This window comes from Bradyrhizobium sp. Y36, from assembly GCF_002531575.1.
Taxonomy (GTDB): Bacteria; Pseudomonadota; Alphaproteobacteria; order Rhizobiales; family Xanthobacteraceae; genus Bradyrhizobium.
The window spans coordinates 19,632-31,811 of record NZ_NWTI01000012.1; the positions used below are offsets into that span (position 1 = coordinate 19,632).

A 12,180-nucleotide genomic window follows, 5' to 3' on the forward strand; every position below is an offset into this window, starting at 1 on the left:
GCATGACGCTCGACGACTTTCCGCAAGGCACGTTGCCGGCCGAGCCGGTGGTGCCGCGCGTCGACCGTCCTACGTCCTCGGTGCAGAAGATCACGCGCGCCGAGGAGCTGCGCCTGCAGCTTGCCGACGAGATCGTGCGCGGCACGCTGGCGCCCGGCTCGCCCCTGGACGAGACCGACATCGCGCGCCGCTTCAACGTCTCGCGGACGCCGGTGCGCGAGGCGCTGCGCCAGCTGGTCGCGAGCGGCCTCGTCGAGGCGCGCGCCCATCGCGGCGCGGTGGTGGCGCAGCCCTCGATCGAGCGTCTGACGAGCATGTTCGAGGCGATGGCGGAGCTGGAAGCGCTGTGCGCCGGCCTTGCCGCCGAGCGCATGTCGGCCGCCGAGCGCCACGGCCTCGAAGCCATCCACGAGGAGCTGCGGGTGCTGAGCTACACCGGCAATCCTGATCGCTTCCACGAGGTCAACGAGCGTTTCCACAACGCGATCTATGCGGGATCGCAGAACGGCTACATCGCCGAGCTCACGCTCGCGACGCGCGTTCGCGTGCAGCCGTTCCGCCGCGCCCAGTTCCGCAATCTCGGTCGTCTCGCCAAGTCGCAAGCCGAGCACGACCGCGTCGTCGTCGCCATCATGCGCGGCGACAAGCAGGGCGCCGCGGCCGCGATGCGCGCGCACATCGAATTGGTGCGCGGCGAATACGAGATCTACGCGGTGTCGGTGTAGGGCGGCATACGCGGTGTCGTAGGGTGGGCAAAGCGAAGCGTGCCCACGATAAGGTAATGGTGGGCACGACGCGCGAAGAGCGCGCCTTTGCCCACCCTACGAGACCTGCTTTGATGCGCCCTCCGCCATGAACTTCCGCCATCCCCCAAACGCGGTGATATCGCGCGCGTCGCCCAGCACCTCGGGCTCGACCAGAAATCCCTTCACGCTGCGGCCATCGGCGAGCCGCAGCGTGCCGATCGCCATTGGCGCGGGAATCGCGTTGACGAACTTGCCGAAGGCGGATGGCGACAGCGACCAGATCTCCAGTTCGATCGAGGTGCCTGTGCCGGCCGCGACGCGCAGCAGGCCCGGCTTCGGCGGCGTGGTCTTGAGGGCATAGAGCTTGTAGTCCGGCGCGGTCTTCGTTGCCTCGATCAGCTTTGCGTCCAGCGCCGTCAACTCGCCGTTCAGCGCCATGCCGGACAGATGCGCGCCGACCACGGCGATCGGGATGTCGTCGCTACCGCTCGCCGGCAGCGGCGCGAGTGGCGCCTGCGCGATGCCCTTTGCGCCGAGGCTCAGCCCGGTGTCCGCATGGAAGACGCGGCCGATGCTCGCCAGCATCGCATCGCGCCCCGCGGGCGCCAGCAGCGTGATGCCGAACGGGATGCCATCTGCGCGCAGCGATGCGGGCAGCGCGAGGCCGCAGAGGTCGAGCAGGTTGACGAAATTGGTGTAGGTGCCGAGCCGGCTGTTGAGCTCGATCGGATTGGCGAGCACCTGCGCGGTGGTGTAGGCGGTCGGCGCCGTCGGCAGCACCAGCGCGTCGATATCGGTAAAGGTGCGCTCCGCGATCTTGCGCAGGCCCTGCAGGCGGTACAGCGCCGAAAAAGTATCGGCGGCCGTCAGCCGCGCGCCGGCCGCGGTGATCTCGCGCGTCACCGGATGAATCGTGTCGGGCGCGGAGGCGAGCAGGTCCTTGATCACGAGATAGCGCTCGGCGACCCAGGGGCCCTCATAGAGCAGCCGCGCCGTCTCGTAGAACGGCTCGAGGTCGAACTCGACCAGCGTTGCGCCAAGTGCAGTCCAGCGCTTCAGCGCGTCGGCGTAGGCGGTCTCCGCTTTCTTGTCGCCGAAGAAGATCAGCTGGCCGTGACGCGGCACGCCCAGGCGCAAGCTTGCGGGAAGCGGCGTGATCGCGCCCAGCGGCCGGTCGCGTGAGAACGGGTCAGTCGGGTCCGGCCCCGCCATCACGGACAGGGCGAGCGCGGCATCATCCACGGTCAAAGCGAACACCGAGATGCAGTCCAGCGTGCGGCAGGCCGGCACCAGGCCCGCATTCGAGATCATGCCGAGGCTCGGCTTCAGCCCGACGATGTTGTTGAGCATCGCCGGCACGCGGCCCGAGCCTGCGGTGTCAGTGCCGAGCGAGAGCGGCACCAGCCCCGCACCTACGGCCACCGCCGAGCCCGAGCTCGAGCCGCCGGGAATGAGATCCTCGCGGACGGAGTTCTTCGGGATGCCGTAGGGCGAGCGCACGCCGACGAGGCCGGTCGCGAACTGGTCGAGATTGGTCTTGCCGATGATGATGGCGCCGGCGGCGCGGAGGCGGGCGACCGCGGTCGAGTCGTGTGCCGGCGTATAGGAAAAGGCCGGGCAGGCCGCCGTGGTCGCAAAGCCCAGCGCGTCGATATTGTCCTTCACCGCAACAGGCACGCCGTAGAGCGGCAGGCTGGCGGCGTCCGCGCGCGCGGCGAGCTTTTCGGCCTCCGCGACTGCATCGGTCTCGTCGCGCAGGCTGATGAAGACGGCGGGATCGTCGTGGTCACGGATGCGCTGATAGGTCCGCGCGATCGTATGTGCCGGCGTCAGCGTGCCCGCGCGATGCGCGGCCACAATCGCGGCGATCGTTTCAGGCTGATCAGCCCCCATTTCAGCCCTCATGGCGACAAAACTCCGGCGAAACTGTCTTGGTCCGGAGTCAAGCAAGCGATGTGCCATTGTGTACAATGACCGGGCAGAACGTATGCTCCGGATGTTATCGTGTAATCAGTGGCTTGGGTGGCATTTTGGCGGGCCAATGGGCGCTGCTGCAAACGCCCTGCGGCGGGCATTTGCCTAAATCCTGAGCAATTCGGATCAGGTGAAGCCAGCGAGGATCCGTATCAGCTGCTCCCGGTTCTCCTTGCCGATCTTCTCCTCGACATGCCGCTCGTGCTCGGCGGCGAGCCGCTTGAACTTTGCCAGCGCCGTCTCGCCTTGTGCGGTGAGATGCAGCGCGTGAGAGCGCCGGTCCGCCTTCGACTTGACCCGCTTCACAAGTTTGCGCTGCTCCAGGCTGTCGAGCAGATGCACCAGCCGGGCACGCTCGATGCCGAGGCGCTTTGCGACCGCCATCTGCGACAGGCCCGGATTGGCGCCGATCACCGTCAGCACCGAATATTGCGTCGGCCGGATGTCGACCGCGCCAAGCGTCCTGATGAAGTCCTGGAAGATCCAGATCTGGAAGCGCCGCACCGCATAGCCGGCGTGCCCGACCAGCGCGTCGAGGCCGATGTCGTCGGCGACGTCGCCGACCGCCGCGCCGTTGCCGGCGCGTTTGCGTGAAGAATCTCCGGTCTCCCGCGCCGTCGTTCTCACCGACATTCTCTCCCTGCAACGGCTGCCTACGCCTCTCCCCGCAAGCGGGGAGATGGCGAAGAGAGTAGCGCTTCGGGAGGCCGAGCGAAAGATTGTTGTTGACGACAACAATTGTCCTGCCCAACATTATGGCCAAGGCGGCCCGCAACGAGGCTGCGGCCGATCCCGGATCCGGGCGGAGGGAGGAAGCAGATGACAGTCGCCCCACGCGACGACGTTGCAGGCCTGTTCGCCAGCCCGCGGACCGTCGCAGAGCATCGCGCCGACGGCAGCATTCTGCTGCGCTCGCCCGAACCGTTAGGCAACAGTGCGCGCTGCGTCGGCGACTGGCTGGAGCATTTTGCGCGGCAGACGCCGGATGCGATCTTCCTTGCGGAGCGGGGCAACATCGATGCGCCCTGGACCACCGTCAGCTATGCGGAGGCGCTGCGGAAAGTGCGTGGCGCAGCGTCCTGGATTCTGGCGCAGGGCCTCAGCGCGGAACGTCCGCTCGCGATCCTCTCCGACAACAGCGTCGATCATGCGCTGCTCGCGCTTGCCGCCCAGCATGTCGGCGTGCCCTCGGCCGCGATCTCGCCGGCCTATTCGCTGATATCGAGGGATTTCGAGAAGCTCAGAAGCATGATCACGCTGCTCGATCCCGGCGCGATCTACGTCTCTGCGACCGGGCCCTTCACGGCCGCGCTGGCGGCCATCGCACCGCTGCACCGGGCGCAGATCATCAGCGGCAAGGAGGACGATGGCGCTGCGCTCCCCTTCCGCGCCGTCGCGGCGACGCCGGAGAGCCCCGAGGTGGCAACGGCGTTCGCGGCGGTGACGCCGGATACGATCGCAAAATTCCTGTTCACGTCGGGCTCGACCGGAACGCCCAAGGCCGTCATCAATACCCAGCGCATGCTGACCTCGAGCCAGCAGGCCAAGGCGCAGACCTGGACTTTCCTGCAGCCGGGACGCGGTGATCTCGTCATCCTCGACTGGCTGCCCTGGAGCCACACGTTTGGCGCCAACCACAATTTCAATCTCGTGCTGCGCAATGGCGGCTCGCTCTATATCGACGGCGGCAAGCCCGCGCCCGGGCTGTTCGCGACCTCGCTCGCCAATCTCAGAAGCGTGATGCCGACGGTCTATTTCAACGTGCCGCGCGGCTTCGACATGCTGATTGCGGCGCTGCGCGGCGACGAGGAGCTCTGCCGCCGCTTCTTCAGCGAGGTGAGGTTCGCCTTCTATGCCGGCGCCGCGCTGCCGCAAAACCTGTGGGATGCCCTCGAAGAGCTGTCGCTCAAAACGGTCGGCCGGGCGCTGCCGATGGTCTCGGCCTGGGGCTCGACCGAAACCTCGCCGCTCGCGACCGATTGCCATTTCCTCGCCGAGCGCTCCGGCAATATCGGCGTGCCGATTCCCGGTACCGAGCTGAAGCTCGTCACCTCGGGCGACAAGCTGGAGGTGCGCGTGCGCGGCCCCAACGTCACGCCGGGCTATTGGAAGGCGCCCGAGTTGACGCGGCAGGCCTTCGACGAGGAGGGCTTCTATCTGATCGGCGATGCCGTGAAGCTTGCCGATAGCGCGCGGCCGGAGCGCGGCCTGTTCTTTGACGGCCGTGTCGCCGAGGATTTCAAGCTCAATTCCGGCACCTGGGTCAGCGTCGGCACGCTGCGGGTCGCCGGCATCGCTGCGCTCGCGCCGCTGGCGCAGGACATCGTCGTCGCCGGCCACGGCGGCGACGAGGTGCGCTTCCTGATATTCCCGAACATCGCGGCTTGCCGCGCCCATGCGGGCCTGCCCGACGCGGCCGATGTGAGCGAGGTGCTCGCACACGACAAGGTCAGGACCGCCATCGCGCAAGGGCTCGCGAGGCTGAAGCAGCAGGGCCCCAATTCCTCCGGCCACGCTACCCGCGCCCTGCTGCTCGCCGAGCCGCCATCGGTCGACGGCGGCGAGATCACCGACAAGGGCTACATCAACCAGCGCGCCGTGCTGACGCGGCGTGCGGATGCGGTGACGCGATTGAACGATGACGCGTCGTCGGAATGGATTGGTCTCTAACTGCAAAATGACCGCACTCGTTGCTCCCGTGCCCCGGACGCAGCGCAGCACGCAGTGATGCGCTGCTGAGCCGGGGCCCATCTCTCGTCGTGCGCGGAGTCGCATGGGTCCCGGCTCTGCGCAGCAGCGTTTTACGCTGCAGCGCGTCCGGTACACGGGAGCGTCGGTCGTCTGGATTGCTTCGCGGAGCCTGTCATCGGGCCGCGCTTTGCGCGGACCCGTTGGCTCGCAATGACGGGGAGAGAGACGAAGTCCCCCAATACGCCAGCCACCCTGCCGCAATATATTTCTGATTCCTTTGTTGCCTAAGCAACTAATTTGTGCGAACCGTTCCGGGAAGCGATGACGGCGGGGAAACCGCCGCGTCCGATCCTGGAGGAAACGATGCTCGGCCCGCGTGGTGCCGCCGGCAAACACCGGCGCATGCCTGGACGTGACGGAGGGGCGCGCTTGGCGCGCGACCCGTCAGGCTTCCGTGCCGCCGGTGACCGCGCCGAGATTCTCGTGCAGCCGGCGCAGCAGGTCGATCAGCACCTCGCGCTCGTTCTTGTCGAGGCACGACAGCAGCCGCCGCTCGCGTTCGAGCGCGGCGACGATCACCTTGTCATGGGTGGCGCGGCCCTTTGCCGTCAGCGAAATCGAATGGGTGCGGCCGTCATTGGGATCGGTGCGGATAGAGACCAGCCCGCGCTTCTCGAGGCCCGCCAGCGTCCGGCTCACCGGCCCCTTGTCGAAGCCGATGACGTGGCAGATGCGCGAGGCCGGAATGCCAGGCTCGATCGCCAGCAGCGACATGATCCGCCATTCCGTGACGTTGACGCCGAACTGCTTCTGATAGAACGCGGTCGCGCTGTTCGAGAGCTTGTTGGCGATGAAGGTGACGAACGCCGGGACGTAACGATCGAGATCGAGCGTCGGTCCCGCCTCGACGGCGGCAGGCTTCTGGCGGGATCGGGTCAAGGACGGCGGCATGGCGGGATTCTGACTCGCGGCGGGCGCAGAGACCTAAGGGCATGCGCCGCCCTTTCACAAGATCAAAATGAGGGAGGTCTCCCATGACCGTATCCGGCACTCCGGCATCGACGGGTCCTGCGTCCGTCCCGCATCTCGATGTCGATCCCTTCGACATGACATTCTTTGCCGATCCCTATCCGACGCATCAGCGGCTGCGCGAGGCGGGGCCGGTGGTCTATCTCGACAAATGGAACGTCTACGGTGTGGCGCGTTACGCCGAGGTCCATGCCGTCCTGAACGATCCCGCCACCTTCTGCTCCAGCCGCGGTGTCGGCCTGTCCGACTTCAAGAAGGAGACGCCGTGGCGGCCGCCGAGCCTGATCCTCGAGGCCGATCCGCCTGCCCACACGCGTACCCGTGCCGTGCTGTCGAAAGTGCTGTCGCCGACCGTGATGAAGCAGGTTCGCGACCGCTTTGCGGCGGCCGCGGAGGAGCGGGTGGACGCGCTGATCGAGAGGCGCAGCTTCGATGCGATCGCCGATCTCGCCGAGGCCTATCCGCTCTCGATCTTCCCCGATGCGCTGGGCCTGAAGGCGGAGGGACGCGAGCATCTCATTCCCTATGCCAGCGTCGTGTTCAACGCGTTCGGTCCGCCGAACGAGCTGCGCCAGCAGGCAATCGCGCGCTCGGCCCCGCACCAGGCCTATGTCGCCGAGCAGTGCCAGCGCGACAACCTTTCGCCCGGCGGTTTCGGCGCCTGCATTCATGCGCAGGCTGACGAGGGCGCCATCACCGCCACCGAGGCACCGCTGCTGGTGCGCTCGCTGCTCTCGGCCGGTCTCGACACGACAGTCAACGGCATCGGTGCCGCCGTCTATTGCCTGGCGCGCTTCCCCGATCAGTGGCAGCGCTTGCGCGACGATCTGACGCTGGCGCGCAACGCCTTCGAGGAGGCCGTGCGCTTCGAAAGCCCGGTGCAGACCTTCTTCCGCACCACCACGCGTGAGGTCGAGCTGTCAGGCGCGACGATCGGCGAGGGCGAGAAGGTGCTGATGTTCCTCGCCGCCGCCAACCGCGATCCGCGGCGCTGGGACCAGCCTGACAGCTACGACATCACCCGGCGGACCTCCGGCCATGTCGGCTTCGGCTCGGGCATCCACATGTGCGTCGGCCAGCTGGTCGCCCGCCTCGAAGGCGAGGTGATGCTGACCGCGCTGGCGCGCCGGATCGCGAAGATCGAGATCACGGGCGAGCCGAAGCGCCGCTTCAACAACACGCTGCGCGGGCTCGACAGCCTGCCCGTGACCATCACCCCGGCCTGACGAGGAGCCTTGATGCCTGCCATCACCTTCATTCATCCCGACGGCAAGTCCGATCGCGTCGAGACTTCTGGCGGCGAGAGCGTCATGCAGGCCGCGACCCGGCACGGCCTCGACGGCATTCTGGCCGAGTGCGGAGGCAACGCCATGTGCGCGACCTGCCACGTCTATGTCGACGAGAGCTGGCTCGCGCGCCTGCCCGCGGTGGCCGGCGACGAGGACGCGCTGCTCGACGGCACCGCTGCGGAGCGGCGGCCGAACAGCCGGCTGTCCTGCCAGATCGCAATCACGCCCGAGCTCGACGGGCTCGTGCTGAAGCTGCCGGAACGGCAGGTCTGAATTTCGATGTGCCGGCACCGACCGGCAACCAACAAACAGGGGAGGGAATCATGAAGCACTTGAAGTGGACGCTGGCGCTGGCTGCGAGCCTGGTCGCCGGCGCGGCGAGCGCGGAGATCTCGGGCAATGTCGTGCGCGTCGGCGTGCTCAACGACATCTCCGGCATCTTCCAGGACACCAACGGCATGGGCTCGGTGGAAGCCGCGCGCATGGCGGCGGAGGATTTCAACGGCGGCGGAAAGGGCATCAAGGTCGAGATCGTCTATGCCGATCACCAGAACAAGGCCGATGTCGGCAACGCCATCGCGCGCAAATGGCTGGATGTCGAGGGCGTCGACGCCATCGTCGACGTGCCGAACTCGGCCGTCGGCCTCTCCATCAACACGCTGCTGCGCGACAGCCGCATGACGTTCCTGGCCTCGTCGACCGCAAGCTCGGATCTCACCGGCAAGGCCTGCTCGCCCAACACGATTCAATGGGTCAACGACACCTGGGCGACCGGCAACACCACGGCGGCGGCCATGGTCTCGCGCGGCGGCAAGGACTGGTACTTCCTCACGGTCGATTTCGCGCTCGGCAAGGGCATCGAGTCGGAGGCGCAGAAATACATCGAGGGACACGGCGGCAAGGTGATCGGCTCCTCCAAGCATCCGCTCGGCACCTCCGACTTCGCGTCCTTCCTGTTGCAGGCGCAGAGCTCGAAGGCACAGGTGATCGGGCTCGCCAATGCCGGCGGCGACACCATCAACGCGGTGAAGCAGGCCGCCGAATTCGGCATCCAGCAGAACGGCCAGAAGCTCGTCGCCTTCCTGCTCTTCATCAACGACGTTCACGGCATGGGCATCAAGGTCGCGCAGGGCCTCCAGCTGATGGAAGCCTTCTACTGGGACATGAACGAGGACACCCGCGCCTTCGCCAAGCGCTTCGCCGCGCGTCCCGGCATGAACGGCAAGATGCCGAGCGGCAACCAGGCCGGCGTCTATGCCTCGACGCTCGCGTATCTCAACGCCGTTGCCGCCACCGGCAGCGACAACGCCAAGGACGCCGTGCCCGAGATGAAGAAGTTCAGGGGTAAGGACAAGCTGTTCGGCGACACCACCATCCGCCAGGACGGCCGCGTCGTGCATCCCATGTATCTGTTCGAAGTGAAGAAGCCGGAGGAGTCGAAGTATCCGTACGACTATTACAAGCTCGTCTCGACGATTCCCGCGGACCAGGCCTTCCGCCCGCTGGCGGAAGGCGGGTGCGAATTGGTGAAGTAGCTCGAGAGAGCGCGGCCTCCTGTCACCCTCCAGGGGAGGGTAAGGGGAGCGCGCGCAGCGCTAGACTAGCCCCCTACACCACCTTGCTGCTTCCCTGCGTGATCAGCCGCGCCGCGCGCTGGTCTCGGGCGTAGATCCAGAGCCAGCTCAGCGCGACGCTGAGGCGGTGGCGCAGGCCGATCAGGAAGTAGATGTGGGCGATGCCCCAGATCCACCACGCGATGGCGCCGCGCAGCTTGAAGCGGCCGAAGTCGATCACCGCAAGCCGCTTGCCGATCTGGGCGAGGCTGCCGGCATGCTTGTAGCGGAACGGGCCGGTCGCAGCGCCGCGCAGCCGCGCTCTGATGGTCTCGGCGACATGACGACCTTGCTGCTTCGCCGCCGGCGCGATGCCGGGCACCGGCTTGCCGTCCCAGGCGTTGATGCTGGTGGTGTCGCCGATCGCAAAGATCTCGGGATGGCCTGGAATGGTGAGGTCGGCTTCCACCTGTACGCGCCCGGCGCGATCGGCGGGTGCACCCAGCCATTCGGCGGCAGGCGAGGCGCGCACGCCGGCGGCCCAGATTCGTGTCTTGGCCTCGAGCAGCTTGCCGCCGAACACCACGCCCTCGCGATTGATTTCGGTGACCGCCTGCCCGAGCACGACCTCGACGCCGATTTTCTCGAGCGAGGCCTGCGCGTAGGCCGACAGATCGTCGGGAAAGCCCGCGAGCACGCGCGGTCCTGCCTCGATCAGCACGACGCGCGCCTTGTGGGTGTCGATGTTGCGGAAGTCGGCGGGCAATGTGTGATGCGCCATCTCGGCGATGGTGCCGGCGAGCTCGACGCCGGTCGGACCGGCGCCGACGATGACGAAGGTCAGCCGCGCCGCGCGCTTGGCCGGATCGGTCTCGCGTTCGGCGCGCTCGAACGCCACCAGGATGTGCCGGCGCAGCGTGGTCGCATCCTCCAGCGTCTTCAGGCCGGGCGCCCATGCCTCCCATTCGTCGTGACCGAAATAGGCGTGGCGTGCGCCGGTCGCGAGCACCAGCGTGTCGTAGGGCACCTCGCTGCCGTCGTCGATCAGCACGCAGCGCCTGTCGGCATCGACGCCGCTCACGGTGGCGAACAGCGTCGTCACCTCGCGGCGGTCGCGCATGAGGTGGCGGATCGGCCAGGCGATCTCGCTGGTGGCGAGCGAGGCGGTCGCGACCTGGTAGAGCAGCGGCTGGAACAGATGATGGTTGCGGCGGTCGATCAGCGTGATCTCGACCGGGGCGCCCGCAAGCCGGTAGGTCGTCTCCAGCCCGCCGAAGCCGGCGCCGACGATGACGACGCGATGGGGATGTGCGGCCATGATACGCCCTCGAATCTCGCTGCTGCTCTTCCCCATTTAAGTGCGGATCGGACGTTGCGGTCCAATAGACGTCATCAATCGCCGCATAGGCATGGTGTATCGATCCGGCGCGAAAAAGCGCCGCAGGCTCGGTCTAAGTAAGTAGAATTATATTTCTTGCCATCCCCGATCAGGGCGAAATATGGTGCAGGGGCAGGCGCTGAGCCATTGGCGGCTCGACAGATTTTGCGTTCAATAGAGAAGGCCCAAGGCGGCGATCACCCCGCTTGCGGGCTCAATCATAAGGAGGGGAGTGATTATGAAAACGGCATTCTGGCTGGCGGGCGCAGCGGCGCTGGTGCTGGCGAGCCCGGCTTTCGCCGGCGACACCATCAAGATCGGCTTCGTTTCGACCTTCAGCGGCCCGACCGCCGTGATCGGCAACGACATGCGCAACTCCTTCGAGCTGGCGCTGGACCACATGGGCCGCAAGATGGACGGCAAGCCGGTCGAGGTGATCTACGAGGACGACGGCCAGAAGCCCGACGTCGGCAAGCAGAAGACCGAGAAGCTGGTGCAGTCCGACAAGGTCGACTTCATCGTCGGCTACATCTGGTCGAACGTGCTGCTGGCTTCGCTGAAAACCGCGGTGGATTCGCAGACCTTCCTGATCTCGGCCAATGCCGGCCCCTCGCAGCTCGCCGGCGAGCTGTGCAGCCCTTACGTGTTCTCGACCTCCTGGCAGAACGACCAGACGCCCGCCGCGATGGGCCTCTACATGAACCAGAAGGGCGTCAAGAGCGTGTTCCTGATCGGCCCGAACTACGCCGCCGGCAAGGACATGCTCGCGGGTGTGAAGAGCACCTTCAAGGGCGAGGTGAAGGGCGAGGAATACACGGTGTGGCCGAGCCAGCTCGACTTCTCCGCCGAGCTCTCCAAGGCGCGCGCCTCGGGCGCGGAATCGATCTTCGTGTTCTATCCGGGTGCAGCCGGCGTGCAGTTCCTCAACCAATATGCGCAAGCGGGCCTCAAGAGCACCATGCCGCTCTACACGGCCTTCACCGTCGACGAGCTGTCGCTGCCGCTGCAGAAGGAGAACGCGCTCGGCGTTCCCGGTGCGCAGGAATGGGTCAACGACCTCCCGAACGAGCAGAACAAGCGCTTCGTCGCCGACTACCGCAAGAAGTACACCGGCCTGCGTCCGACCTATTACGGCGCGCAAGCCTATGACGCCGCGCAGCTCATCAACAGCGCGGTGGTCGCGGTGAAGGGCGACACCAGCAAGAAGGACGCGATGAAGGCCGAGATGGAGAAGGCCAACTTCAAGTCGCTGCGCGGTCCCTTCAAATACGGCAAGAACCACATCCCGGTGCAGAGCTTCTATCTGCAGGACGTGGTCAAGGACGCCGAAGGCCAGCTCTCGCTGAAGACCGTCGCGACCATCGTCGAGAACGACCAGGATCGCTTCCACGACAAGTGCACGATGAAGTGAGCTGATGCTCCTCCCTCTTCCCGCTCGCGGGGAGAGGGCTGGGGTGAGGGGAGCCTCCGCGAGGACGGAGCCAGCGAGTTTTCTCAACCGTCTCCACCGTCATTGCGAG

10 protein-coding genes are annotated in these 12,180 nt (G+C 66.5%); 6 read left to right on the forward strand and 4 right to left on the reverse strand.

The window, feature by feature from the left end:
- Positions 1-2: 2 nt before the first annotated feature.
- A complete protein-coding gene (locus CO669_RS20005) occupies positions 3-725 on the forward strand; it encodes a GntR family transcriptional regulator (RefSeq protein WP_198964125.1) in 723 nt (240 codons plus the stop codon).
- A 96-nt stretch (positions 726-821) separates the two neighbouring features.
- Here CO669_RS20005 and atzF read toward each other — a convergent pair whose 3' ends face one another.
- Together atzF and CO669_RS20015 are read right to left on the reverse strand one after the other, a co-directional pair.
- Positions 822-2,639, reverse strand: a complete 1,818-nt coding sequence (gene atzF / locus CO669_RS20010; protein WP_097661664.1) for an allophanate hydrolase — start codon at positions 2,637-2,639, stop codon at positions 822-824.
- 207 nt (positions 2,640-2,846) lie between these two features.
- Positions 2,847-3,353, reverse strand: coding sequence for a MarR family winged helix-turn-helix transcriptional regulator (locus CO669_RS20015; protein ID WP_097661665.1), 507 nt, complete (start codon positions 3,351-3,353; stop codon positions 2,847-2,849).
- Positions 3,354-3,539: 186 nt separating this feature from the next.
- Here CO669_RS20015 and CO669_RS20020 point away from each other — a divergent pair, with 186 nt between their 5' ends.
- On the forward strand, positions 3,540-5,390 hold the full coding sequence (locus CO669_RS20020) for a feruloyl-CoA synthase (RefSeq protein ID WP_198964126.1): 1,851 nt from the start codon (positions 3,540-3,542) through the stop codon (positions 5,388-5,390).
- Positions 5,391-5,855: 465 nt separating this feature from the next.
- On the opposite strand, the gene CO669_RS20025 is transcribed toward CO669_RS20020, so the two are convergent.
- Positions 5,856-6,362 carry a MarR family winged helix-turn-helix transcriptional regulator gene (locus CO669_RS20025; RefSeq protein WP_097661667.1) on the reverse strand — a complete coding sequence of 169 codons (507 nt, stop codon included), beginning with the start codon at positions 6,360-6,362 and terminating at the stop codon, positions 5,856-5,858.
- A gap of 83 nt (positions 6,363-6,445) precedes the next feature.
- Between CO669_RS20025 and CO669_RS20030 the strand changes: the two genes are divergently transcribed.
- The 3 genes from CO669_RS20030 to CO669_RS20040 are packed head-to-tail and all read left to right on the forward strand — an operon-like array spanning position 6,446 to position 9,264.
- The gene (locus tag CO669_RS20030) at positions 6,446-7,666 is read left to right on the forward strand and encodes a cytochrome P450 (protein ID WP_097661668.1); all 1,221 of its coding nucleotides are present in this window, start codon (positions 6,446-6,448) and stop codon (positions 7,664-7,666) included.
- Between the two features lie 12 nt (positions 7,667-7,678).
- The gene (locus CO669_RS20035; protein WP_097661669.1) at positions 7,679-8,002 is read left to right on the forward strand and encodes a 2Fe-2S iron-sulfur cluster-binding protein; all 324 of its coding nucleotides are present in this window, start codon (positions 7,679-7,681) and stop codon (positions 8,000-8,002) included.
- Positions 8,003-8,052: 50 nt separating this feature from the next.
- On the forward strand, positions 8,053-9,264 hold the full coding sequence (locus CO669_RS20040) for an ABC transporter substrate-binding protein (RefSeq protein ID WP_097661670.1): 1,212 nt from the start codon (positions 8,053-8,055) through the stop codon (positions 9,262-9,264).
- Positions 9,265-9,337: 73 nt separating this feature from the next.
- Here CO669_RS20040 and CO669_RS20045 read toward each other — a convergent pair whose 3' ends face one another.
- On the reverse strand, positions 9,338-10,600 hold the full coding sequence (locus tag CO669_RS20045; RefSeq protein ID WP_198964127.1) for an NAD(P)/FAD-dependent oxidoreductase: 1,263 nt from the start codon (positions 10,598-10,600) through the stop codon (positions 9,338-9,340).
- A gap of 298 nt (positions 10,601-10,898) precedes the next feature.
- Here CO669_RS20045 and CO669_RS20050 point away from each other — a divergent pair, with 298 nt between their 5' ends.
- Entirely contained in the window at positions 10,899-12,071 is a 1,173-nt protein-coding gene (locus tag CO669_RS20050; protein ID WP_097661672.1) for an ABC transporter substrate-binding protein, read from the forward strand.
- Positions 12,072-12,180: the final 109 nt, after the last annotated feature.

Bases quoted from the DNA above. Each gene is read 5' to 3' on its own strand.
- CO669_RS20005 (WP_198964125.1), top strand. From the start codon at position 3: ATGACGCTCGACGACTTTCCGCAAGGCACGTTGCCGGCCGAGCCGGTG.
- atzF (WP_097661664.1), bottom strand. From the start codon at position 2,639: ATGGGGGCTGATCAGCCTGAAACGATCGCCGCGATTGTGGCCGCGCAT.
- CO669_RS20015 (WP_097661665.1), bottom strand. From the start codon at position 3,353: ATGTCGGTGAGAACGACGGCGCGGGAGACCGGAGATTCTTCACGCAAA.
- CO669_RS20020 (WP_198964126.1), top strand. From the start codon at position 3,540: ATGACAGTCGCCCCACGCGACGACGTTGCAGGCCTGTTCGCCAGCCCG.
- CO669_RS20025 (WP_097661667.1), bottom strand. From the start codon at position 6,362: ATGCCGCCGTCCTTGACCCGATCCCGCCAGAAGCCTGCCGCCGTCGAG.
- CO669_RS20030 (WP_097661668.1), top strand. From the start codon at position 6,446: ATGACCGTATCCGGCACTCCGGCATCGACGGGTCCTGCGTCCGTCCCG.
- CO669_RS20035 (WP_097661669.1), top strand. From the start codon at position 7,679: ATGCCTGCCATCACCTTCATTCATCCCGACGGCAAGTCCGATCGCGTC.
- CO669_RS20040 (WP_097661670.1), top strand. From the start codon at position 8,053: ATGAAGCACTTGAAGTGGACGCTGGCGCTGGCTGCGAGCCTGGTCGCC.
- CO669_RS20045 (WP_198964127.1), bottom strand. From the start codon at position 10,600: ATGGCCGCACATCCCCATCGCGTCGTCATCGTCGGCGCCGGCTTCGGC.
- CO669_RS20050 (WP_097661672.1), top strand. From the start codon at position 10,899: ATGAAAACGGCATTCTGGCTGGCGGGCGCAGCGGCGCTGGTGCTGGCG.